General features: G+C 55.6%; 21 protein-coding genes. 13 read left to right on the top strand and 8 right to left on the bottom strand.

Translation table 11 applies throughout. The annotated features are described in order from the left end of the window. Window position 1: 1 nt before the first annotated feature. Both nfo and GM298_RS12660 read right to left on the bottom strand, forming a co-directional pair. Window positions 2-859 carry a deoxyribonuclease IV gene (nfo, locus tag GM298_RS12665; protein WP_094919131.1) on the bottom strand — a complete coding sequence of 286 codons (858 nt, stop codon included), beginning with the start codon at window positions 857-859 and terminating at the stop codon, window positions 2-4. A 64-nt stretch (window positions 860-923) separates the two neighbouring features. Beyond that, entirely contained in the window at window positions 924-1,970 is a 1,047-nt protein-coding gene (locus tag GM298_RS12660; protein ID WP_266154189.1) for a YeiH family protein, read from the bottom strand. 97 nt (window positions 1,971-2,067) lie between these two features. Between GM298_RS12660 and yieE the strand changes: the two genes are divergently transcribed. The 3 genes from yieE (at window position 2,068) to cirA (ending at window position 6,753) form a co-directional block, all read left to right on the top strand. Then, entirely contained in the window at window positions 2,068-2,934 is an 867-nt protein-coding gene (gene yieE / locus GM298_RS12655; protein WP_025756268.1) for a DNA-binding transcriptional regulator YeiE, read from the top strand. A gap of 158 nt (window positions 2,935-3,092) precedes the next feature. After that, window positions 3,093-4,562 carry an amino acid permease gene (locus GM298_RS12650; RefSeq protein ID WP_025756267.1) on the top strand — a complete coding sequence of 490 codons (1,470 nt, stop codon included), beginning with the start codon at window positions 3,093-3,095 and terminating at the stop codon, window positions 4,560-4,562. Window positions 4,563-4,782: 220 nt separating this feature from the next. Then, a complete protein-coding gene (gene cirA, locus GM298_RS12645; protein ID WP_126801431.1) occupies window positions 4,783-6,753 on the top strand; it encodes a catecholate siderophore receptor CirA in 1,971 nt (656 codons plus the stop codon). Window positions 6,754-6,856: 103 nt separating this feature from the next. Here cirA and fghA read toward each other — a convergent pair whose 3' ends face one another. Further along, window positions 6,857-7,684, bottom strand: coding sequence for an S-formylglutathione hydrolase (gene fghA / locus GM298_RS12640; protein WP_095450438.1), 828 nt, complete (start codon window positions 7,682-7,684; stop codon window positions 6,857-6,859). Between the two features lie 138 nt (window positions 7,685-7,822). Here fghA and GM298_RS12635 point away from each other — a divergent pair, with 138 nt between their 5' ends. The 7 genes from GM298_RS12635 (at window position 7,823) to mglC (ending at window position 16,017) form a co-directional block, all read left to right on the top strand. Continuing rightward, entirely contained in the window at window positions 7,823-8,971 is a 1,149-nt protein-coding gene (locus tag GM298_RS12635; RefSeq protein WP_047959104.1) for a YbfB/YjiJ family MFS transporter, read from the top strand. Window positions 8,972-9,073: 102 nt separating this feature from the next. Next, window positions 9,074-9,742, top strand: a complete 669-nt coding sequence (gene folE, locus GM298_RS12630) for a GTP cyclohydrolase I FolE (RefSeq protein WP_025756263.1) — start codon at window positions 9,074-9,076, stop codon at window positions 9,740-9,742. 19 nt (window positions 9,743-9,761) lie between these two features. Further along, window positions 9,762-10,919, top strand: coding sequence for a DUF418 domain-containing protein YeiB (gene yeiB, locus GM298_RS12625; RefSeq protein WP_025756262.1), 1,158 nt, complete (start codon window positions 9,762-9,764; stop codon window positions 10,917-10,919). Between the two features lie 155 nt (window positions 10,920-11,074). Next, complete coding sequence (galS, locus tag GM298_RS12620; protein WP_088244307.1) at window positions 11,075-12,097, top strand: HTH-type transcriptional regulator GalS; 1,023 nt, start codon at window positions 11,075-11,077, stop codon at window positions 12,095-12,097. A gap of 295 nt (window positions 12,098-12,392) precedes the next feature. Next, window positions 12,393-13,391 (top strand): galactose/glucose ABC transporter substrate-binding protein MglB, encoded by a 999-nt coding sequence (gene mglB, locus GM298_RS12615; RefSeq protein ID WP_008500923.1) that lies wholly within the window; start codon window positions 12,393-12,395, stop codon window positions 13,389-13,391. A gap of 79 nt (window positions 13,392-13,470) precedes the next feature. Next, window positions 13,471-14,991, top strand: coding sequence for a galactose/methyl galactoside ABC transporter ATP-binding protein MglA (gene mglA / locus GM298_RS12610; protein WP_094919124.1), 1,521 nt, complete (start codon window positions 13,471-13,473; stop codon window positions 14,989-14,991). Window positions 14,992-15,006: 15 nt separating this feature from the next. After that, a complete protein-coding gene (gene mglC / locus GM298_RS12605; RefSeq protein WP_045285165.1) occupies window positions 15,007-16,017 on the top strand; it encodes a galactose/methyl galactoside ABC transporter permease MglC in 1,011 nt (336 codons plus the stop codon). A 49-nt stretch (window positions 16,018-16,066) separates the two neighbouring features. Here mglC and GM298_RS12600 read toward each other — a convergent pair whose 3' ends face one another. From GM298_RS12600 to GM298_RS12580, 5 genes are all read right to left on the bottom strand, one after another. Beyond that, window positions 16,067-17,455 carry a glutamine synthetase family protein gene (locus tag GM298_RS12600; protein ID WP_266154254.1) on the bottom strand — a complete coding sequence of 463 codons (1,389 nt, stop codon included), beginning with the start codon at window positions 17,453-17,455 and terminating at the stop codon, window positions 16,067-16,069. A 120-nt stretch (window positions 17,456-17,575) separates the two neighbouring features. After that, the gene (gene sanA, locus GM298_RS12595; RefSeq protein WP_014884561.1) at window positions 17,576-18,295 is read right to left on the bottom strand and encodes an outer membrane permeability protein SanA; all 720 of its coding nucleotides are present in this window, start codon (window positions 18,293-18,295) and stop codon (window positions 17,576-17,578) included. A gap of 128 nt (window positions 18,296-18,423) precedes the next feature. Next, complete coding sequence (cdd, locus tag GM298_RS12590; protein WP_025756258.1) at window positions 18,424-19,308, bottom strand: cytidine deaminase; 885 nt, start codon at window positions 19,306-19,308, stop codon at window positions 18,424-18,426. 129 nt (window positions 19,309-19,437) lie between these two features. After that, window positions 19,438-20,133: a CidB/LrgB family autolysis modulator gene (locus GM298_RS12585; RefSeq protein ID WP_025756257.1), complete on the bottom strand. Its 696-nt coding sequence runs from the start codon at window positions 20,131-20,133 to the stop codon at window positions 19,438-19,440. After that, complete coding sequence (locus tag GM298_RS12580; protein WP_014884558.1) at window positions 20,130-20,525, bottom strand: CidA/LrgA family protein; 396 nt, start codon at window positions 20,523-20,525, stop codon at window positions 20,130-20,132. The genes GM298_RS12585 and GM298_RS12580 overlap by 4 nt, the downstream gene beginning before the upstream one ends. 167 nt (window positions 20,526-20,692) lie before the next feature. Here GM298_RS12580 and dusC point away from each other — a divergent pair, with 167 nt between their 5' ends. From dusC to GM298_RS12565, 3 genes are all read left to right on the top strand, one after another. Beyond that, window positions 20,693-21,625: a tRNA dihydrouridine(16) synthase DusC gene (gene dusC, locus GM298_RS12575; RefSeq protein ID WP_025756256.1), complete on the top strand. Its 933-nt coding sequence runs from the start codon at window positions 20,693-20,695 to the stop codon at window positions 21,623-21,625. A gap of 128 nt (window positions 21,626-21,753) precedes the next feature. Beyond that, a complete protein-coding gene (gene mdtQ, locus GM298_RS12570; RefSeq protein ID WP_266154188.1) occupies window positions 21,754-23,172 on the top strand; it encodes a multidrug resistance outer membrane protein MdtQ in 1,419 nt (472 codons plus the stop codon). 50 nt (window positions 23,173-23,222) lie between these two features. Next, window positions 23,223-23,987: an SDR family oxidoreductase gene (locus tag GM298_RS12565; RefSeq protein WP_266154187.1), complete on the top strand. Its 765-nt coding sequence runs from the start codon at window positions 23,223-23,225 to the stop codon at window positions 23,985-23,987. Window positions 23,988-24,157 lie beyond the last annotated feature (170 nt).

Genomic DNA, 24,157 nt, shown 5'->3' with positions numbered 1-24,157 from the left:
CTTACGCAACCGCCTGTTCTGTCTGCTGTGCCTTCAGCCAGGCAATCTCTTCCGCCCAGATATCCGGGTTAATGGTTTCCAGCACCATGGGGATCCCATCGAAACGGGCATCCTGCATGATAAAGCGGAACGCATCATGGCCGATATTACCTTCGCCCAGACTGTGGTGGCGGTCAACGCGGCTGCCAAAGGCGCTTTTCGCATCGTTCAGGTGCATACCGCGCAGATACTTAAAGCCAACAATGCGCCCGAACTCGTCGAAGGTGTTTTTCGTGGCCTCGGTGGTGCGCAGGTCATAACCGGCGGCAAAGGCGTGGCAGGTATCAATGCACACGCCCACGCGGGATTTATCTTCCACCCCGTCAATAATGGCCGCCAGATGTTCAAACTTAAAGCCGAGGTTGCTGCCCTGACCGGCGGTATTCTCAATCACCGCCGTCACGCCTTTAGTTTTATCCAGGGTGATGTTGATGGATTCGGCAATGCGCGCCAGACAGGCATCTTCGTCGATCTGCATCAGATGGCTACCCGGATGGAAGTTCAGCAGCGTCAGCCCCAGCTGTTCGCAGCGCTGTACTTCATCGAGAAACGCTTCGCGGGACTTCTCCAGCGCGTCCTGTACCGGATGTCCGAGGTTGATCAGGTAGCTGTCATGGGGGAGGATCTGACCCGGCCCGTAGTGGTATTTCTCACAGGCGGCTTTGAAATCATCAATCACATCCGTGGTGAGCGGCGCGGCGCGCCACTGGCGCTGGTTTTTGGTGAACAGGGCGAAAGCGGTCGCCTCAATTTCGGCGGCGCGAATGGCAGCATTGGCAAGGCCACCTGCAGCGCTGACGTGCGCTCCAACATATTTCATAAAAAAACTCCTGCTAACCCGAAACGCTTATGATAGCGGGTTAGCAGGAGAAGGACGTAGTGGTTTATGCCATCAGGCTGTGCACCGCGAGGTTAATGGCACCGCCGCCGACAATCAGCCAGATAAAGAGCACCAGCGCCATCAGCAGCGGTTTTGCACCGGCTTTTTTCAGCGCACTGACGTGGGTGGTCACCCCCAGCGCCGCCATGGCCATCGCCAGCAGCACGGTATCCAGCGTCACCAGCATATCGACCACGGCTTTCGGCAGCAGGTGGAAGGAGTTGAAAATCGCCACCACGATAAACAGGATCGCAAACCACGGAATGGTGATTTTACTTTTCTCGCTGCCGCCCGCCGGAGCCAGCTGTTTAACCCGCGCGGCCAGGAAAATCAGGAACGGCGCGAGCATCATCACGCGCAGCATTTTGGCAATCACCGCCGCGTTTTCAGCTTCCGGATTAATCGCGTGACCTGCTGCGACCACCTGAGCCACTTCGTGCATGGTTGAGCCAATATAGATGCCATAGGTTTCCGGGCTGAACCAGTGGGCCACCAGCGGATACATCGCCGGGTAGAGGAAAATCGCCACCGTACCGAAGATTACTACCGTCGCCACCGCCACGGTCACTTTGCTGGCTTCGGCCTTCACGACAGGTTCCGTTGCCAGTACCGCCGCAGCGCCGCAAATACTGCTGCCTGCGCCGATTAACCAGCTGGTTTGCTTATCCAGACCAAAGACTTTCTGACCGATAAAGCAGGCCAGTAAAAAGGTACTGGTCAGGGTCAGGACATCGATGGCGATCCCGCTGACGCCAACGTCGGCAATCTGCGAAAAGGTGAGACGAAAGCCGTAGAGAATGATCCCGAGACGCAGCAGGTGCTGTTTGGCGAAGATCACGCCGCCGTCACAGGATTTCCAGATATGTGGGTAAACGGTGTTACCCACGACCATGCCGAGCAATATCGCCAGCGTTAAGGCGCTAAAACCTGCGCCGGCAACGGCGGGAATGCTTCCGCCCCATAACGCCACGCCGGTCACCGCGGCGCTGAGCGCAAGACCCGGCACGAAGTGCCACAATGTACGATGATGCTGTAAGGTGAGTTCTGACATAACCTTCTCCTTTGTCTGGCTAAAGGTTACGGCGCTCTGGCTTAAAAATAAAATTGATTATATACTTATAATCAATCTATATAAGTGGTAAGCAACCATGCACATTACATTGCGCCAGCTGGAAGTCTTTGCCGAAGTGCTGAAAAGCGGGTCGACGACGCAGGCATCGCAGATGCTGGCGCTCTCGCAATCAGCGGTCAGCGCAGCCCTGACCGACCTCGAAGGTCAGCTGGGCGTTCAGCTTTTCGACAGGGTAGGGAAGCGCCTGGTGGTCAACGAGCACGGGCGCCTTCTCTACCCGCGCGCGCTGGCCTTGCTGGAGCAGGCTATCGAAATCGAACAGCTGTTCCGCGAAGACAACGGGGCGATCCGCGTCTACGCCAGCAGCACCATCGGGAATTACATCCTGCCGGAAGTGATTGCCCGCTACCGTCGGGATTTTCCCACCCTGCCGCTGGAAATGAGCGTCGGTAATAGCCAGGACGTCATCAACGCGGTGATCGATTTCCGCGTGGATATCGGTCTCATCGAAGGTCCCTGCCATAACGTCGATATCATTGCCGAGCCCTGGCTGGAGGATGAGCTGGTGGTCTTTGCGTCCCCGGCCTCGTCTTTATTACAGGGCGAAGTGACGCTGGAGCGGCTGGCGCAGGCGCAGTGGATCCTGCGTGAGCAGGGCTCCGGCACGCGGGAAATTGTCGATTACCTGCTGCTGTCCCATCTGCCGCATTTCCAGCTGGGGATGGAGCTGGGGAACTCAGAGGCGATTAAGCACGCGGTGCGTCATGGCCTGGGCATCAGCTGTCTTTCACGGCGGGTCATTGCTGAACAGCTTGAGACGGGGTCGCTGGTGGAAATTCCCGTTCCGCTCCCGAAACTGGTACGCACGCTGTGGCGCATTCACCATCGTCAGAAACACCTCTCCAGCTCGCTGCAGCGTTTTCTGCGCTATTGCGAAATCTAAACGCGTCCCTCACCCCAAAGGGGAGAGGGAAAAATTATGCTTTACTTATAATCCTGGCCGCGTCATGAAGCTCTCTTATAACTGAGTATTTCTGCCGGAAGGAATCCGGATCGTCTGCTACAATCGCGCCTCATTTATTAAATGGACAGCATTTTCATATGGTTTCAGAAATTAAAACCACAGAAGCGCCCACGCTCCGTCGTGAACTCAAGGCGCGTCACCTGACGATGATCGCCATTGGCGGTTCAATCGGTACAGGTCTTTTCGTTGCCTCTGGCGCAACGATTTCGGCAGCAGGCCCGGGTGGGGCGCTTTTCTCTTATATTCTGATTGGCCTGATGGTGTACTTCCTGATGACCAGTCTGGGCGAACTGGCCGCGTACATGCCGGTGTCAGGTTCGTTTTCGACCTACGGTCAAAAATACGTTGAAGAAGGTTTCGGCTTCGCGCTGGGCTGGAACTACTGGTACAACTGGGCGGTCACCATCGCCGTTGACCTCGTCGCCGCACAGCTGGTGATGAACTGGTGGTTCCCGGATACGCCGGGCTGGATCTGGAGCGCACTGTTCCTGACCGTCATCTTCCTGCTGAACTACATCTCCGTGCGCGGTTTCGGCGAAGCGGAATACTGGTTCTCTTTGATCAAAGTGGCAACCGTCATCATCTTTATCGTCGTCGGTGTGGCGATGATCGTTGGTATTTTCAAAGGTGCTGAACCTGCGGGCTGGAGCAACTGGACAACAGGCGATGCGCCGTTTGCCGGTGGTCTTTCGGCAATGATTGGCGTGGCAATGATTGTCGGCTTCTCCTTCCAGGGGACTGAACTGATTGGTATCGCTGCCGGTGAGTCTGAGAACCCGGAAAAAAATATTCCGCGTGCGGTTCGTCAGGTCTTCTGGCGTATCCTGCTGTTCTACGTGTTCGCGATCCTGATTATCAGCCTGATCATTCCATACACCGATCCAAGCCTGCTGCGCAATGACGTCAAAGACATTAGCGTCAGCCCGTTCACGCTGGTCTTCCAGCACGCCGGTCTGCTGTCTGCGGCGGCAGTGATGAACGCCGTGATCCTGACCGCCGTGCTTTCTGCCGGTAACTCCGGGATGTACGCATCCACCCGTATGCTCTACACCCTGGCCTGCGACGGTAAAGCCCCGCGTATCTTCGCGAAACTGTCCCGCGGCGGCGTTCCACGTAACGCGCTGTACGCAACAACGGTAATCGCCGGTCTGTGCTTCCTGACCTCCATGTTTGGCAACCAGACGGTATACCTGTGGCTGCTGAACACCTCGGGGATGACGGGCTTTATTGCCTGGCTGGGGATTGCCATTAGCCACTACCGTTTCCGCCGTGGCTATGTCAAACAGGGCTATGACATTAACTCGCTGCCGTATCGTTCCGGCTTCTTCCCGCTGGGTCCTATTTTCGCCTTCATTCTGTGTCTGATTATTACGCTGGGACAGAACTATGAAGCGTTCCTGGCGGATACCATTGACTGGGGCGCCGTCACGGCAACCTACATTGGTATTCCGCTGTTCCTTGTCATCTGGTTTGGTTACAAACTGACGAAAGGAACACACTTCGTTCGCTACAGTGAAATGGAATTCCCGGAACGATTTAAACAATAACCGCACTCCCTCTCTTTTAACCCGCTCATTCGAGCGGGTTTTTTATCCCTGTAGGCAGAAACAAAGATATATTTTTTAACAATTTAATTGATAATAATTATCGTTTGCTTTATCGTTATCAAAAATAAGCGTGTCACCGACCCACCGCAGATGTGGGCGGCAAGGAAGACGCTGTGAGTGATGATTTGATGTAGTTGTATTTACCTCATGGAGATATGGAATGTTTAGGTTGAATCCCTTCGTCAGGGGAGGACTTTGTGCGTCCGCAATGTCCCTGGCCCTGCCTGTTATCGCAGCAGAATCCGGCGACACAATGGTTGTAACGGCCTCCGCAACCGAGCAAAACCTGAAAGATGCGCCAGCCAGCATCAGCGTGATTACGCAGGAAGATTTGCAGCGCAAACCCGTTCAGAACCTGAAAGATGTGTTACGGGATGTGCCGGGCGTACAACTCACGAGCGAAGGGGACAACCGTAAAGGGGTAAGTATTCGCGGTCTGGACAGCAGCTATACGTTGATCCTGGTCGACGGCAAGCGCGTTAACTCCCGCAACGCGGTGTTCCGCCATAATGATTTCGACCTCAGCTGGGTGCCGGTTGACGCCATCGAACGAATCGAAGTGGTGCGCGGGCCGATGTCCTCGCTTTATGGCTCCGACGCGCTGGGCGGCGTGGTGAACATTATCACCAAAAAAATCGGTCAGAAGTGGACGGGCACCCTGAGCGCCGATTCCACGATTCAGGAACATCGCGATCGCGGTGACACCTACAACGGTCAGTTCTACACCAGCGGCCCGCTGGTGGATGGCTTGCTGGGGCTGAAAGCCTACGGTAGCCTCGCGAAGCGTGAGAAAGACGGCCAGCAGAAATCTTCTACCACGGCGAGCGGTGAAACGCCGCGCATCGAAGGCTTCACGAGCCGCGATGCTAATGTCGAATTCGCCTGGACGCCGTCTGAAAATCACGACTTTACGGCGGGCTATGGTTTCGACCGTCAGGATCGCGACTCGGATTCCCTCGACAAAAACCGCCTTGAGCGTCAGAACTACTCCCTCAGTCACAACGGTCGCTGGGGTATCGGCAACAGCGAGCTGAAGGTATACGGCGAGAAGGTTGACAACAAAAACCCGGGCAACAGCAACCCTATCACCTCCGAGAGCAACGCAGTGGACGGGAAATACGTGCTGCCGCTGGGCGAAATCAATCAGTTCCTGACCTTCGGTGGTGAATGGCGTCACGATAAGCTGAAAGATCCGGTCAACCTGACTGGCGGTTCCAGTAGCAGTACCTCGACAAGCCAGTATGCTCTGTTCCTGGAGGATGAGTGGCGTATCTTTGAACCTCTGGCGCTGACCACCGGTATCCGTATGGATGACCATGACACCTATGGCGATCACTGGAGTCCGCGGGCGTATCTGGTGTATAACGCGACCGATACCGTAACGGTGAAAGGGGGCTGGGCTACCGCGTTTAAAGCGCCGTCACTGCTGCAGCTGAGTCCCGACTGGGTCAGCGGCTCATGCCGTGGTGCCTGTGAGATTGTCGGTAACCCGGACCTGAAACCGGAAACCAGTGAGAGCTTCGAATTCGGTCTCTACTACAGCGGGGAAGAGGGCTGGTTAGAGGGCGTGCAGGCCAGCATTACCACCTTCCAGAATAATGTGGATGACCGCATCAGCATTAGCCGTACGGCCAATGTGAAGCAGGCCCAGAGCTACCCTAACTACGTTGGCCTGAATGCGGACGGTGAACCGATTTTCCGCTATTACAACGTTAACAAGGCGCGTATCCGCGGGGTGGAGACGGAGCTGAAATTCCCGCTGGCGGAAGAGTGGAAAGTGACGCTGAACTACACCTATAACGATGGTCGTGATATCAGTAACGGCGGCAACAAACCGCTGTCCGATCTGCCATTCCACACGGCCAACGGTACCGTTGACTGGCAGGCGACCCAGGACTGGTCGTTCTACGTTCAGGGCAACTACACCGGCGAGAAACGCGCGTTGACCAGCAGTGCCCCTACGCCGGGTGGCTATGTCATCTGGAATACCGGTGCGGCGTGGCAGGCAACGAAAAGCGTTAAGCTGCGCGCGGGCGTGCAGAACCTGCTGGATAAAGACCTGAGCCGTGATGATTACAGCTATACAGAAGATGGCCGTCGTTACTTCGTGGGTGTGGATTACAGGTTCTGATCCAGTCAGGTGCCGGGTGGCGGCTGCGCCTTACCCGGCCTACAAAAAGGCACAAGCTTGCAGGCCCGGTAAGCGAAGCGCCACCGGGCAAAAAAGGCCGCACTTACCCGAACAAATGCTCCGCATGGAAGCGGAGATGATCCTCAATAAAGGATGCGATGAAGTAATAGCTGTGATCGTATCCCGGTTGAATACGCAGCGTCAGCGGCCAGTCTTTCTGGCGTGCCGCTTCTGCCAGCACCGCGGGCTGTAGCTGCCCGGCAAGGAACTGATCCGCATCTCCCTGATCGATAAGGATAGGAAGGGCATCTTCCGGTTTGCTGTTCAGCATCAGCGCACAGCTGTCCCATGCCAGCCATTTTTCCGTATCGTCACCCAGATAGTGGGTAAAGGCTTTTTGCCCCCATGGCACCTGGGTGGGGTTCACGATAGGCGCAAATGCCGACACGCTGACGTATTTTCCTGGGTTTTTCAGCGCCAAGATCAGCGCCCCGTGACCGCCCATCGAGTGGCCGCTGATCGCGCAGCGCTGGCTGACCGCAAACTGAGACTGCACGAGGGCAGGAAGTTCATCGCGAATGTAATCATACATACGGTAGTGGCGCGCCCAGGGCAGTTCGGTGGCATTCAGATAAAAGCCGGCGCCTTTGCCCAGGTCGTATCCCGCATCGTCGGCCACATCATCGCCACGTGGGCTGGTGTCCGGCATGACCAGCGCAATACCCAGTTCGGCAGCAATACGCTGCGCGCCTGCTTTGGTGGTGAAGTTTTCATCGTTGCAGGTCAGGCCGGAAAGCCAGAACAGAACCGGCGGGTTTTCCGTCGCGGGCAGGAAAATGCTGAACGTCATCGCACAGTTCAGAACGGTGGAGTCGTGCCGCCAGCGCTGCTGTCGACCTTCAAAACAACGGTGCTCTTCGAGCAGTTCCATGCTGGGCTCCTTAATGAGAATGTGCAGTCATAAAACCCATAATACAGCGTTTTCATTAACCTGTGAGCAACTTTCACTTTCGTCAGACGACGAGATGCTGCATCATAAATTTACTTTTCTTTAACATTTGGAGCGTTCATGGCGCTGCGTATTGCGCTCAGTGGGTTCGTCGTTCTGGTGGTAGCAATGGGAATCGGGCGCTTTGCCTTTACCCCTCAGGTGCCGCTGATGATAGCTGCCGGGCAGCTTACGCTGACCAGCGCGGGTCTGGTGGCGGCGATGAACTATCTGGGCTATCTGGTGGGCGCGTGGGATGCGATGCGCGCCCACCGCTTTGTTGAAATGCGTCTCTGGCTGGGCATCGCGGGGGCGGTGGCGTTGACGCTACTCTCTGCGGCGGCGGATAACGCCGTTGTACACGGTCTGCTGCGTTTTGTGATTGGCTGCATGAGCGGCTGGTCTATGGTGCTGATTGCTGCCTGGACCAACGAACGCCTGGGCCAGCTGGGCAAACCGGGCCTGAGCGCCGCTGTGTTTGCCGGGCCCGGAGCAGGCATTGCCCTGAGCGGGCTGCTCGCTGTCTATATTCAGGCGAAATCCCTTTCGGCCGGTGCAGCATGGCAAATTTACGGCGTGCTGGCGCTGGTGCTGATTGCGCTGGTGGCACGCTACCTGCCGCGAGCCGGACAACTTCATCGACCCGGCACCGCACCGGAGCCGCTGGTACTGACGGCAGATTTAAAACGCCTGGTCTGGAGCTACAGCCTGGCCGGGTTTGGGTACATTCTGCCGGCGACCTTTCTATCGCAAATGGCGGCCGTACGTTTTCCCGGCAGCCTGTTTGCCCAGTTCGTCTGGCCGATTTTTGGTCTCGCCGCCGTGGTGGGCATTGCGCTCAGCATTCTTTTACGCCATACCTCAACGGCTAACCGCCGGCTGGCTATCGTGCTGTGGCTTCAGGGGGCCGGCGTGCTGGCGGCCTGGCTGCTGCCCGGAATTGGCGGATTGCTGACAGGCGGGCTACTGGTGGGCGGCGGGTTCCTCTGCGCCGTTCAGCTCTCGCTGCTGTACGGCCGCGAACTGGCTCCGGAGCACACGCGGTATATGGCCGGTTTGCTCACCACCGGGTATGCCATAGGCCAGCTGGTAGGGCCGGTAACCTCAGCGTTATCGACCTGGCTTACCCACCGGCTGGAGCCTGCGCTGGGCCTGGCGGGCGTTGCGCTGTTCGTCGGCGGTGCCCTGGTGTGGAATCGTCACGCTGAAAGGCAACAGCAATTGCAATAATTATCGTCGTGAATACTGGATTATGTGCGCGGCCTCACGCACAATGAGCGCATACTTTTGCCACAACGAGGGCAAAAGACGCCACACCTGCAGGAGAACAAAATGTCATCACTCAGTAAAGAAGCTGCCCTGGTCCATGAAGCCCTGGTTGCGCGCGGTCTTGAAACGCCACTGCGTCCGCCCGTTCAGGATATGGACAATGAAACCCGAAAGCGTCTGATTGCCGGTCATATGACCGATATCATGGAGCTGCTGAATCTCGATCTGAGTGACGACAGTCTGATGGAGACGCCGCACCGCATCGCGAAAATGTACGTCGACGAAATTTTCTCTGGCCTGGATTACGCCAACTTCCCGAAAATTACCGTCATCGAAAATAAGATGAAAGTGGATGAGATGGTGACGGTGCGTGATATCACGCTGACCAGCACCTGCGAACACCATTTCGTCACTATCGACGGTAAAGCGACCGTGGCGTATATCCCCAAAGATACGGTGATTGGCCTGTCGAAGATCAACCGCATTGTGCAGTTCTTTGCGCAGCGTCCACAGGTGCAGGAGCGTCTGACGCAGCAGATCCTGACCGCGCTGCAAACGTTGCTCGGCACCAATAACGTGGCCGTCTCAATCGACGCGGTTCACTACTGCGTGAAAGCGCGCGGCGTGCGTGATGCCACCAGTGCGACTACCACTACCTCGCTGGGTGGGCTGTTTAAATCGAGCCAGAATACCCGCCAGGAGTTCCTGCGCGCCGTTCGTCACCACAACTAAGTCTTACAGGGCAGGGACCATGGAGCGAAACGTCACGCTCGATTTTGTTCGCGGCGTCGCCATTCTCGGTATCCTGCTGCTCAATATCAGCGCCTTCGGTCTGCCGAAGGCGGCCTATCTTAACCCTGCGTGGTATGGCGACATCACGCGCAGTGATGCCTGGACGTGGGCGATCCTCGATCTCTTCGCGCAGGTCAAATTTCTTACGCTCTTTGCCCTGCTGTTTGGCGCAGGCCTGCAGCTCCTCCTCAGGCGCGGCACGCGCTGGATCCAGTCGCGTCTGACGCTGCTGGTTATTCTCGGGTTTATCCACGGGCTGTTCTTCTGGGATGGCGATATTCTCCTCGCGTATGGCTTAGTCGGGCTCATCTGCTGGCGTCTCATTCGCGATGCGCACAGCGTAAAAAGCCTCTTTAACACCGGCGTAATGCTCTATGTTATGGGGCTGGCAGTGCTGCTGCTGTTGGGGATGATCTCGGGCGAGGCGACAAACCGTTCCTGGATCCCGGATGCCGCAAACCTGCAGTACGAGCAATACTGGAAGCTGAAGGGCGGTACGGAAGCAATAAGCAACCGTGCGGATATGCTGGGCGATAGCCTCCTTGCGCTGGGCGCGCAATACGGCTGGCAGCTGGCGGGAATGATGCTGATGGGCGCGTCACTGATGCGCACCGGCTGGCTGAAAGGCGAATTCAGCCTGCGCCACTATCGCCGCACCGGCACCGGGCTGGTGCTGCTCGGCGTGCTGATTAACCTTCCGGCGGTGATGGCGCAGTGGCACCTTCACTGGGATTACCGCTGGTGCGCTTTCCTGCTCCAGGTACCGCGTGAGCTGAGCGCACCGTTCCAGACCATCGGCTATGCGGCGCTGATCTATGGCTTCTGGCCGACGCTTTCTCGCCTGTGGATGGTCAGCGCTATCGCCTGCGTGGGGCGCATGGCGTTAAGCAATTACCTCCTGCAAACGCTTATCTGCACCACGCTTTTCTATCGCTTTGGTCTGTTTATGAAATTCGACCGCCTCGAACTGCTGGCGTTTGTTATCCCGGTCTGGGCGGTAAACCTGGCGTTTTCTGTTCTCTGGCTACGCTATTTCCGCCAGGGGCCACTGGAGTGGGTGTGGCGTCAGTTAACCGCACGTGCTTCAGGGATATCATTGAAAAATACATCCAGATAACGATCTGGATCACAATCATTAACAAAACGGATGTAAGCGTTTTCATGAGTGTGAGCTTCTTCACGTAGTCCCCTTTCTCTCACTGCCAAAATAGCCACCTTGCTAAACACAGGGGGTGTCTGTGAGTTGCTGCAATCCTTTGAAGGATGGTGAATATGATCACCATTCGTGACGTCGCCCGTCAGGCGGGCGTTTCTGTGGCTACCGTCTCGCGTGTCCTGAACAACAGCGCGCTGGTTAGCCCTGAAACCCGTGAAACCGTAATGAAAGCCGTGACTCAGCTTGGGTACCGGCCAAATGCCAATGCCCAGGCGCTTGCAACGCAGGTCAGCGACACCATCGGCGTGGTGGTGATGGATGTATCGGACGCCTTTTTTGGTGCGCTGGTGAAAGCGGTCGATGTGGTCGCCCAGCAGCATCAGAAATATGTCCTGATCGGCAATAGCTATCATGAGGCGGAAAAAGAGCGCTATGCCATCGAAGTGCTGATCCGTCAGCGCTGTAACGCCCTGATCGTTCACTCTAAGGCCCTGAGCGACGAAGAGTTAATCGGGTTTATGGATCAGATCCCGGGCATGGTGCTGATTAACCGCATCGTTCCGGGCTATGCCCACCGCTGCGTCGGGCTGGATAACGTCAGCGGCGCGATGATGGCCACCAAAATGCTCATCAACAACGGCCATCAGCGGATCGGTTATCTGGCCTCCAGCCACCAGATTGAAGATGACGAACTGCGGCGCGAGGGGTGGCAGAACGCCCTGAAAGAGCACGGCATTACGCCATCCGAGAGCTGGGTGGGAACCGGTTCGCCGGATATGCAGGGCGGTGAGGCGGCCATGGTGGAGCTGCTGGGCCGCAATCTCCAGCTTTCAGCGGTGTTTGCCTATAACGACAGCATGGCGGCCGGGGCCCTGACCGCGCTGAAAGATAACGGTATTGCGGTGCCACAGCATTTGTCGCTCATTGGTTTTGACGATATCCCGATTGCCCGTTACACCGACCCGCAGCTGACAACGGTGCGTTACCCTATAGCCTCTATGGCGAAACTGGCGACTGAACTGGCGTTACAGGGGGCGGCAGGGCTACTGGATCCGGGGGCAACACATTGTTTCATGCCGACTTTAGTACGTCGACACTCCGTTGCGGCCCGGCAAATTGTGGTTCCGATCACTAACTGATTACATGGGGTGATGTAACCGTTTTCAATCTGTGAGTAAATTCACAGTATCTTAACAAGGCGCTGACTATGATGTCAGCGTTTTAGGGGCTGAAACGCTATGTAACAGTGATTATTCACTTTCACTATAGCCAACGTGCCGCAAACAACGAATAAAACGCATTTCTGGAGCGTTACCGAACACGGAAGATAGAAATTTTATAAGTGAACTTCGGCTGTCAGTAACGTTTTATTAACACCTGCCCGCCGATCGTTATTCACAAGAACTACCCTGCATAAAAAAAACCGGAGATACCATGAATAAGAAGGTGTTGACTCTGTCTGCTGTAATGGCAAGCATGCTTTTTGGTGCAGCAGCGCACGCTGCGGATACCCGTATTGGTGTGACCATCTATAAATACGACGACAACTTCATGTCTGTTGTGCGTAAAGCAATTGAGAAAGATGCTAAAGCAGCGCCAGACGTTCAGCTGCTGATGAATGACTCCCAGAACGACCAGTCCAAACAGAATGACCAGATCGACGTTCTGCTGGCGAAAGGTGTGAAAGCCCTGGCCATCAACCTGGTTGACCCGGCGGCAGCAGGCACGGTGATTGAAAAAGCGCGCGGCCAGAACGTGCCGATCGTCTTCTTCAACAAAGAACCTTCCCGTAAGGCGCTGGACAGCTACGACAAAGCGTATTACGTCGGTACCGACTCCAAAGAGTCCGGCATTATTCAGGGCGATCTGATCGCGAAACACTGGGCGGCAAACCCGAACTGGGACCTGAACAAAGACGGTCAGATTCAGTTTGTGCTGCTGAAAGGCGAACCTGGCCATCCGGATGCGGAAGCCCGTACCACTTACGTTATCAAAGAGCTGAACGACAAGGGTCTGAAAACCCAGCAGCTGGCGTTAGATACCGCGATGTGGGACACCGCTCAGGCGAAAGATAAGATGGACGCGTGGCTGTCCGGTCCTAACGCCAACAAAATTGAAGTGGTTATCGCCAACAACGATGCGATGGCAATGGGTGCGGTAGAAGCGCTGAAAGCTCACAATAAATCCTCCATCCCGGTATTCGGCGTGGATGCGCTGCCAGAAGCGCTGGCGCTGGTTAAATCCGGTGCGATGGCCGGTACCGTGCTGAACGATGCCAACAACCAGGCGAAAGCGACCTTCGATCTGGCGAAAAATCTGGCCGATGGCAAAGGTGCGGCAGATGGCACCAACTGGAAGATTGATAATAAAATCGTTCGCGTACCTTACGTGGGCGTAGACCAGTCCAACCTGGCTGAGTTTATCGGTAAATAAGAGCATTAAATTGTCTTCACTGGGCGCAATTCGTTGCGCCCTTTTATAACGCGATATGCGAGGCCAACAAGGTATAATTATGGTCAGCACAACTACTCCGTCATCCGGTGAATACCTGTTGGAAATGAACGGTATTAACAAGTCATTTCCCGGCGTTAAGGCACTCGATAACGTTAATTTAAAAGTTCGTCCTCACTCTATTCATGCTTTAATGGGGGAGAACGGTGCGGGTAAATCAACATTATTAAAATGCCTTTTTGGGATCTATCAAAAAGATTCTGGCAGCATTCTTTTTCAGGGGAAAGAGATCGATTTCCATTCAGCGAAAGAAGCACTGGAAAACGGTATCTCGATGGTTCACCAGGAATTAAACCTGGTACTGCAGCGTTCAGTCATGGATAACATGTGGTTGGGACGTTATCCAACCAAAGGTGTTTTTGTCGATCAGGACAAAATGTATCGAGACACCAAAGCGATTTTCGATGAGCTGGATATTGATATCGATCCGCGCGCCCGCGTGGGAACATTATCCGTATCCCAGATGCAGATGATCGAAATTGCTAAAGCCTTCTCCTATGATGCGAAAATCGTCATCATGGATGAACCGACATCGTCACTGACGGAAAAAGAGGTTAATCACCTTTTTACCATTATCCGTAAGCTTAAAGAACGCGGCTGCGGCATTGTGTATATCTCCCACAAAATGGAAGAGATCTTCCAGCTGTGTGATGAGATAACCATTCTGCGCGACGGTCAGTGGATTGCCACGCAGCCGCTCGAAGGGCTGGACATGGACAAGATCATCGCCATGATGGTGGGCCGCTCCCTGAACCAGCGCTTCCCGGACAAAGAAAACAAACCGGGTGAAGTGATCCTCGAAGTCCGCAACCTGACTTCGCTGCGTCAGCCCTCTATCCGCGATGTCTCCTTCGACCTGCACAAGGGTGAAATCCTGGGCATTGCCGGTCTGGTGGGGGCAAAGCGTACCGACATCGTGGAAACCCTGTTTGGCATTCGTGAGAAAGCCGAAGGCACGATTACGCTGCACGGCAAAAAGATTAACAACCACAACGCCAACGAAGCCATTAATAATGGTTTTGCGCTGGTAACGGAAGAGCGTCGTTCGACCGGTATTTATGCGTATCTGGATATTAACTTTAACTCGTTAATTTCTAATATCCGCAATTATAAAAACAAAGTCGGGCTGCTGGATAACTCCCGCATGAAGAGCGATACCCAATGGGTTATTGACTCCATGCGTGTGAAAACGCCAGGGCACCGCACTCAGATCGGTTCGCTTTCGGGCGGTAACCAGCAGAAAGTCATTATCGGCCGCTGGTTATTAACCCAGCCAGAGATTCTGATGCTGGATGAGCCTACCCGTGGTATTGACGTCGGCGCGAAGTTTGAAATTTATCAACTGATTGCCGAGCTGGCGAAAAAGAATAAAGGGATCATTATTATTTCTTCCGAAATGCCGGAATTGTTAGGGATCACAGATCGTATTCTGGTTATGAGCAATGGTCTCGTTGCCGGTATTGTTGACACCAAAACGACAACGCAAAACGAAATTTTGCGTCTTGCGTCTTTGCACCTTTAAGATCAGGGGCTCCTCATGAGTGCGTTAAATAAAAAAAGTTTTCTCACTTATCTGAAAGAAGGCGGTATTTACGTTGTTCTTTTAGTACTGCTGGCCATTATCATTTTCCAGGACCCTACGTTCTTAAGCCTGTTGAACCTGAGTAACATCCTGACCCAGTCCTCCGTGCGTATTATCATTGCGCTGGGCGTAGCGGGTCTGATCGTCACCCAGGGGACAGACCTTTCTGCCGGTCGCCAGGTCGGCCTGGCGGCGGTTATCGCGGCAACCCTGCTGCAGTCGATGGAAAACGCCAACAAGGTCTTCCCGGAAATGGCCACCATGCCCATTTTCGTGGTGATCCTGATTGTCTGCGCCATCGGTGCGGTGATTGGTCTGATCAACGGTATTATCATCGCCTACCTGAACGTGACGCCATTTATCACCACGCTGGGTACGATGATCATCGTTTACGGTATCAACTCCCTGTACTACGACTTTGTCGGTGCGTCTCCTATCTCGGGCTTTGACAGCGGCTTCTCAAGCTTTACGCAAGGGTTTATCGCGCTCGGCAGCTTCCGCCTGTCGTATATCACCTTCTATGCCCTGATTGCGGTGGCCTTCGTCTGGATCCTGTGGAACAAAACGCGCTTTGGTAAAAACATCTTCGCTATCGGGGGTAACCCGGAAGCGGCGAAAGTCTCCGGCGTCAACGTTGCCCTCAACCTGCTCATCATCTATGCCCTGTCCGGGGTGTTCTACGCCTTCGGCGGGATGCTGGAAGCGGGCCGTATTGGCTCTGCAACCAACAACCTTGGCTTTATGTATGAGCTGGATGCGATCGCAGCCTGCGTGGTGGGCGGCGTCTCCTTCAGCGGTGGTGTGGGTACCGTACTCGGCGTGGTGACCGGTGTGATCATCTTCACCGTCATCAACTACGGGCTGACCTATATCGGCGTAAACCCTTACTGGCAGTACATCATCAAGGGCGCCATCATCATCTTCGCGGTCGCGCTGGATTCACTGAAATACGCGCGTAAGAAGTAAGCCTCACTCGTCTCCTGCGGCCCGCTCAACGAGCGGGCTTTTTTATGCCCTACGCCAGATTTGACTCCTCCCGGGTCACAATGCGCTCAAACCAGTCGAGTTCTGAGAGCTTGCAGGCAACCCACTGTTCAGAAAAGGCCTCACCCAGGCTGTCGGTGAGATATTGACAGCGGGCGAAGGTCTCAATCGCTTCCTGCTGAAACAGCGGCAGGTCGGGTTGGTCCTGCTGCGGTTCAGCCAACGCCTCCTCGTCGGTATTTTCCAGCCCGTACAGCATGCCGGTCAGGAGGGTTGCAACCACCAGATAGGGATTAGCATCAGCCCCGGCCAGACGGTACTCAATGCGACGGTTGCTGTCATCCGAGCAGGGGATCCGCAGGGCGGCGGTACGGGTGTTATAACCCCAGGAGTGAAAGAGGGGTTCCGTCAGGTTTTTACGCAAACGACGAAACGCGTTGACGCCCGGGGCAAGAATGGCGACGGAGGCGGGCATCAGCGCCAGCTGGCCCGCGATACATAAACGCATCATGCTGTTAAGCGCATTCACCGGTGAGGCAAAGAGGTTGTTGCCGCGACTGTCGTTGAGGCTGAAGTGGACGTGAAAACCGCTGCCCGAGAGCTGGCTGAAAGGCTTGGCCATAAAGTTGGCCTGCAGGCCGTGTTTTTCCGCCGCGTATCGGGCCAGGCGGCGTAGCGCCAGCACGTTATCACAGACCTCAACAACGTGATGGCTATGCTTCAGATTTAATTCGTACTGACCGGACTCGGCTTCCGCCACGATCCCGGTGAGCGGAATGCGCTGAAGGTGTGCCAGCTGTTCCAGTTCGTCAAACAGCGCCGCGTGCGCGCTTGGGGTATCCATATGAAAGCAGCCCTGATTTTGCGCATCCTGTCGCCCCTGTGCCGTCAGGTAGAACTCGATTTCCGGGGCAATAACCGGGAAGAGCCCGTGCTGGTGGAAGCGGGAAAGTACAGTCTGCAGGATCACTCGCGGCTCAAGCGGGCAGGGTTTCTCGTCGCTGTCTTTCATCGTCAGCAGGATCTGCGCGTTGTGCTGTGGATCGTGTGGACAGGGACGCAGGGAGCCGGCGACGGGGACGCAAAGGCGGTCGGGTTCATCAGGCAGCGAGGCGGCGATTTGTCCTTTCTGGTCCATCGAATAGACGGAAAGCGGAAAATAACAGCCGTTTTCCAGCGTCAGCATGCTCTCTACCGAGAGGCGTTTGCCGCGCATCGTGCCGTTGATATCGTTCAGATAAACGTCAACGTGCTTCGTCTGCGGGTAGCGTTCCAGGTAATCGGCCACTTCCACGGCAATGTTGTGCTGCAGGGCATCAATTTTTTCATCAAGCCAGAGACCGGAATTCAGTGTGCCGGGGAGGGATAAACCGGGAAAGTTAAAATACGGGCGGAGACTTTTCAGGAAAAACGCATTCATTATTGAGTTCATATTCATTCTTCAATGAAGCCGTAGCGGCAGTGAACTCAGCGTAAAAGAGCCAGCGTAAAGGCGGGATAAAAAGCGTCGCGCCCGGCGTAAAGAAAGTATAAAGGCGGGCTATTTTTTCTCTTTTTTCTGCATATCAAGCAGTTGCTCTGGCGTCACCGCCGGGTAACCCTGAGCGTCTTCAGGCACTTCATGCATCGCCGGAATCGGCACCAGCGGGCCTAAGAAGCGCGGTTCGCGTTTGAAAATATAGAGGTCTGCCAGGGCGCCAAAGCGGGCGCCAAATTCGCGAACGCGCACGCTGAGCATATCTTTTGGCGATGGCACCGCATAGCACTGCGCCTGAATACCCATATGCAGGGCGATAAACAGCGCGCGCTCGCAGTGGAAGCGCTGGGTGATGATGATGAAGTCGTTGGTGTCGAAGACTTTGCGCGTGCGCACGATGGAGTCGAGGGTGCGGAACCCGGCGTAGTCGAGGACGATATCAGCAGGGTCCACCCCCGCGGCAATCAAATCCTTACGCATCGTCACCGGTTCGTTATAGCTTTGCAGGGCGTTATCCCCGCTTAACAGCAGGTAGTTCACTTTGCCGCTGTTGTAGGCGTTCAGCGCGCCCTGGATGCGGTAACGGTAATACTGGTTGATGACGCCGGTGCGGTAATACTTGGCGGTGCCGAGCACCACGCCCACCTGACGGTAAGGCAGGTCCTGCAGGTCATCAAAGATATAGGGGGCGGTTTTCCAGCTCATCCAGCGGTCGAGACCGAGCACGATCAACAGCAGTATGCCGACCAGGACAGACAGGCTGTAAAACACGCGCTTTAACATACAGATGGCTCGTACCGAAGATGAAATTTAACTCAGGCTACTTTACCCGCCTGGTTAGCGCAAGAAACAGCGACTCAACTGAGGGGTTTTTCAGCAAACTGGCGGGCATTTCTGCCCGCCGGAAGGAATCAGGCAAGCAGTACGCGGTCAATCGTCGTACAGCCCAGCGCCTTGAGCGTCGCGGCGGTGGCATCCCACTGAATCAGCGGCGCATCGGCTCTCTCTGCCAGAATGGCGCGCTGAATGTCAGGATAGTCATAGCCGTTCAGGCTCAGCAGGTTGAGGGCGCCCTGCAGCGGCGGCAGCGTTGGGTTAAACGCCGCGTTCTCCGCATAGCTGCCGCTAAAGATGCGCCCATCGCGGCACTGTAGCGCCACCCCGCTCGGGGACTTGCTGTACGGGGTATGGCTCTTGTTGGCAGCGCGAATGGCCGCCTGGGACAGGTCATCGCCGGACAGGGCGAAACCGTGGTCCTGCTCGTCCATCAGCAGCGTTTTGATCTCCAGATCTTTCGGGCCAAATGCGTCTGGCAGGTAATCCGCCAGCGTGTGCGGCGCGCGGCCCGGCAGGTTGATGCGCAGCTGCAGACCGCTGTTCAGCTCATTCATAAACTGACGGCAGTGACCGCAAGGGGTGTAGTTCACGGTAATGGCGCTCAGTGCTTTTTCACCGCGCAGCCAGGCGTGGCTGATGGCGCTCTGCTCGGCGTGAACGGTTTGCTGCATGGTTGCGCCCAGAAACTCCATATTGCCACCGAAGTACCAGGTACCGCTGACCCCGCGTGCAATGGCTCCGACGTTGAAGTGGGAAAGATCGGCCCGCGCGCAGGCGGCGGCCAGGGGCAGCAGTGCGAAAGCCAGCGCGTCTTCGTCCAGTCCCGTTGCCTGTTTCAGCATCGTGACCTGCTCAGCCGTCAACAGGGCGGGGAAGTGTGCATCTGCCAGAACGGGAGCCAGGGCTGACTGCAAATTCTCTGCAAGCTGGGCGAAAGCAGCTTGAAAACGTGGGTGCATGGCGTTTGCCTCATAAAGGTTAATGGATCGGTAGTTTACGGAGCCGTCAGGGCTTTATATGTGATCCACTTCTCATTATGTATGCAACTTATGAAATCAAAATGAAATTTGCGCGACGCATCGCAAATTTTAGCCCATCACCGCCAGAATCAGCGGGAAAATAAACGGGGCCAGCAGGGAGGTGATAATCCCGCAGATCACCAGCGCCAGGGAGCTAAACGCCCCTTCCTGATAATCCAGCTCCGCGCAGCGGGCGGTGCCCAGCGCATGCGAGGCGGTACCCATCGACAGTCCCCGGGCAGCCTTCGTATGGATACGCATGGCGTTCAGCAGGGTATGACCAAATACCGCGCCAAGAATGCCAACGAAAATCACGCACATTGCGCTGATGGCCGGAATACCGCCGAGGCTGCCGCCGACCGCCATCGCGATAGGCGTGGTCACCGATTTCGGCAGGATAGACGCCGCAATCTGCGGGGAAGCCCCCATCAACAGCGCCACCGATGTCCCCGTAATCATTGCCACCAGGCTGCCGACAAAACAGATGGTGATGATGGATTTCCAGCGAGCGCGGATCTGGTGCAGCTGTTCATATAAAGGAAACGCCAGCGCGACAACGGCGGGCTGCAGCAGGTCGTTGAGGATTTTGCTGCCAGCAAAGTAGCGTTCGTAAGGAATGCCGGTGAGCAGCAGGAACGGGATAATCACCACCATCGCCACCAGCAGCGGGTTCAGCAAGGGCATTTTGAAACGTGCGGCAAGTTTACGTGCGGCGAAGAACACCACCAGGGTTAACGGCAGCGACCACCAGATATTGGCTATCATTTTTTTGTTTTCTCCCCGATCACGTTGCGTTCACCATGCACCAGATGCGAACTCCAGCTCACCACCAGGAAAACCACCAGCGTACTGACCGCGCAGGAGACCACAATCGGGCCGAACTGGGCTTTAAGCAAATCAAAATACTGCATCACCCCGACGCCGATAGGCACGAAAAGCAGCGCCATATAGCGAATAAGGACAAAGCACCCAGGGTTGACCCACTTTGCGGGCAAAATTTGCAACGCCAGCAAAACAAAGAGGATCAGCATACCGATAATGCTGCCGGGAATAGTAATGGGCAGCAGCGACGCGATGAAAATCCCGGCATACAGGCAGGCATAAATCAGGACGAATGCGCGCAGATATTGCCAGATAATGTTCAATGATTTACTCATGGTGAAAGTCCTTGCTGAAACGCATTCATCATACAATTAAACCTGAAAATGTGCCACGGATCACATCATGAAATTTGAGCATACCAGACATTCCGGAATGGAACGTCGTGCTTTCCACATACCCGGAGAGCAGATACTATAGCGCGTCTTTTTTTACAGGTACTGCTATGCGTGTTTTACTGGCCCCAATGGAAGGCGTGCTCGACTCCCTCGTGCGCGAGCTTCTGACCGAGGTGAACGATTACGATCTCTGCGTGACGGAGTTTCTGCGCGTGGTCGATATGTTGTTGCCGGTAAAATCCTTCTTCCGCCTGTGCCCCGAGCTGCACAACAACAGCCGGACCTCTTCCGGCACGCTGGTGCGTATTCAACTGCTCGGTCAGTATCCGGAATGGCTGGCGGAAAACGCCGCCCGTGCGGTTGAACTGGGCTCTTACGGCGTGGATCTCAACTGCGGCTGCCCGTCGAAGCTGGTGAACGGCAGCGGCGGCGGAGCGACGTTGCTGAAAGATCCGGAGCTGATTTATCGCGGCGCGAAAGCAATGCGTGAGGCCGTGCCTTCGCATTTGCCGGTGACGGTTAAGGTGCGCCTGGGGTGGGACAGCGATGCCCGGCAATTTGAAATCGCCGATGCGGTGCAGCAGGCCGGGGCTACCGAGCTGGTGGTGCATGGCCGCACCAAAGAGGATGGCTACAAAGCCGAGCGCATTAACTGGCAGGCGATCGGTGAGATCCGCAAACGTCTCTCCATTCCGGTGATCGCCAACGGCGAAATCTGGGACTACGAGAGCGCGCAGGCCTGTCTGAACGCCACCGGCTGCGATGCGGTGATGATCGGCCGCGGGGCGCTGAATGTGCCCAACCTCAGCCGGGTGGTAAAATATAACGAGCCGCGTATGCCGTGGGCAGATGTCGTCACGCTGCTGCAAAAATACAGCCGTCTGGAAAAGCAGGGCGACACCGGTTTGTATCACGTGGCGCGAATTAAACAGTGGCTGAGTTATTTACGCAAAGAATATGATGAAGCGCTGGGGTTATTTCAGGAGATCCGGACATTACAAACCTCCGCTGATATTGCCCGGGTAATTCAGTCGAAGTAATTAATTCATTTGATGAATAATTTTCTGTTTATGTAAATGTATAACAATTTACGGATTGCCACGCATTACTAAAAAAACAAATAACATCAAGCGTAATTTGCGCCTTTCTTTTTTGAGTCTATGGCGTAATGAAACGTTCTTTTATTTTATCTCTGAGTGCTCCTCTCGCGTTTGTACTGGTTGCCTGTGCGCCGGAACATGCCACGGTTTCCCCTCTCAAGGCCCGGACGGTAACGGCGTCGGTTAATACGGTTTTGCATCATCAGGACTGGCCGAAAAATGAGTGGTGGAAGGCGTATAACGATCCCCAGCTTAACCGTCTTATTGCAAAAGCATTGAACGATGCGCCGGATATGCAGATTGCCCGCCAGCGTATTACGCTTGCCGAAGCCCAGGCAAAAGCCACGCTGGCTGCCGACGGTCCGCAGATGGATTTTTCAGCGGATACCGAACGTCAGAAAATGTCCGCCGAAGGGCTGATGGGGCCCTTCGCTATTACTGACCCGGCGGCAGGCACCACCGGGCCGTGGTATACCAATGGCACCTTTGGCCTGACCGCCGGCTGGGATCTCGACCTGTGGGGAAAAAATCGCGCGCAGGTGGAGGCCCGAATAGGCAAAGTCAATGCGCAAAAAGCGGAGCTTGAACAAACCCGTCAGCTGCTGGCCAGCAGCGTGGCGCGGCTCTACTGGGAGTGGCAAACCCAGGCCGCCGCGGAGGATGTACTCGGGCAGATTAAACGCGAACAGGACAATATCATCGGGGCCGACCGCGAGCTGTATCTGCATGGGATTACCTCCTCCGTAGAGGGCGTCGAAACGGATATCAACGCCAGCAAAACCGAAGAGCAGATGGCTGAGGTGAGCGGCAAGATGAAAGCCATAGAGGCGCGTCTGATCGCGCTGACCAATTCATCCACTTTAACACTTACCCGGCACGCCTTGCCGACGGTGGAAGCCTCGTTACCCTCGACGCTGGGATACGAACTGCTGGCACGCCGTCCGGATCTGCAGGAGGCGCACTGGTACATCGAAGCCTCCATGAGTGAGGTGGAGGCCGCCAGAGCGGCATTTTATCCTGACGTGAACCTGATGGCCTTTTTACAGCAGGATGCCCTCCACCTCAGCGATCTGTTCCGCGCTTCCGCGCAGCAGATGGGCGTGACCGCCGGGCTGACGCTGCCCATTTTCGACAGCGGCAGGCTGAACGCCAGCCTGGATATCGCGCAGGCGCAGAACAATCTCTCGGTGGCGAACTACAACAAAGCGGTGGTGGAGGCGGTTAATCAGGTGGCGCGCACGGCCAGTGACGTCGAAACGCTGACCGCGAAAAACCGTCATCAGCAACAGGTGGAAAAAGATGCGGCACGGGTGGTAGCGCTGGCGCAGGCGCGTTTTAGCGCGGGAATGATTGCCGGCTCCCGGGTCAGTGAAGCCAGAATCCCGGCGCTTAAAGAGCATCTCGCCGGATTAATGCTGAAAGGTCAGTACGTTGACGCCACGCTGCAGCTGACCTCAGCCCTGGGCGGTGGCTATCATCACGGCTAAAAAAGGCCATTATCTATACTTACCTCTTTGCTGTTTTTCAGGAGGTGAGTATGACCAGAGTAGCGATTGTTACCGCATCGGATTCCGGGATTGGTAAAACCACGGCGCTGATGCTGGCTGAGCGCGGGTTTGATATTGGTGTCACCTGGCACTCAGATGAAAAAGGGGCGCTGGACACCTGCCGTGAAATCGAAGCGCAGGGCCAGCGTGCAGAGGCTATCCATCTTGATTTAAGTACTCTGCCGGACGGCGCTGAGGCTATAGAAACGCTGATTGCGCGTTTTGGTCGACTGGACGTGCTGGTCAATAATGCCGGGGCGATGGCCAAAGCGCCGTTTCTGGATATGCCGTTTGACGACTGGCGGAAAATTTTCACCGTCGATGTGGACGGCGCGTTTCTCTGCTCGCAGATAGCGGCACGTCAGATGGTGAAGCAGGGGGAAGGGGGGCGGATTGTGAATATCACCTCGGTCCATGAGCACACGCCGCTGCCGGAGGCCAGCGCCTATACCGCAGCAAAACATGCGCTGGGAGGGTTAACGAAGTCCATGGCGCTGGAGCTGGTTAAGCACAACATTCTGGTGAATGCCGTCGCGCCGGGGGCGATTGCCACACCCATGAATGACATGGATGACAGCACGGTGAAAGAAGGTTCATTGCCGGAAATCCCGCTGGCAAGACCGGGGTATACCAAAGAGATCGCAAGCCTCGTGGCGTGGTTGTGCGATGGCGACGCCAGCTATACCACCGGGCAATCGTTTATTGTCGACGGAGGATTTATGCTGGCGAATCCGCAGTTTAAGCCGGAGGGGTAGGTTTCCCCTCACCCTAACCCTCTCCCAAAGGGCTGAGGAACCCCCACAAAATAATGCCTGCACAGACAACCCCCTCTCCCTTGAGGGTGTACGGTCCGGGGACATGGTAGACAGGTGTTCGGGGACATGGTGAACACTTTTTAACATCCTTTACCCATGGTGATCGACTT

The sequence above is a fragment of the Enterobacter sp. HSTU-ASh6 genome, from assembly GCF_026319105.1.
GTDB classification, from domain to species: Bacteria; Pseudomonadota; Gammaproteobacteria; order Enterobacterales; family Enterobacteriaceae; genus Enterobacter; species Enterobacter sichuanensis.
The sequence above is the reverse complement of the archived record's forward strand: the minus strand, read 5'-3'. Positions and strand labels throughout refer to the sequence as shown.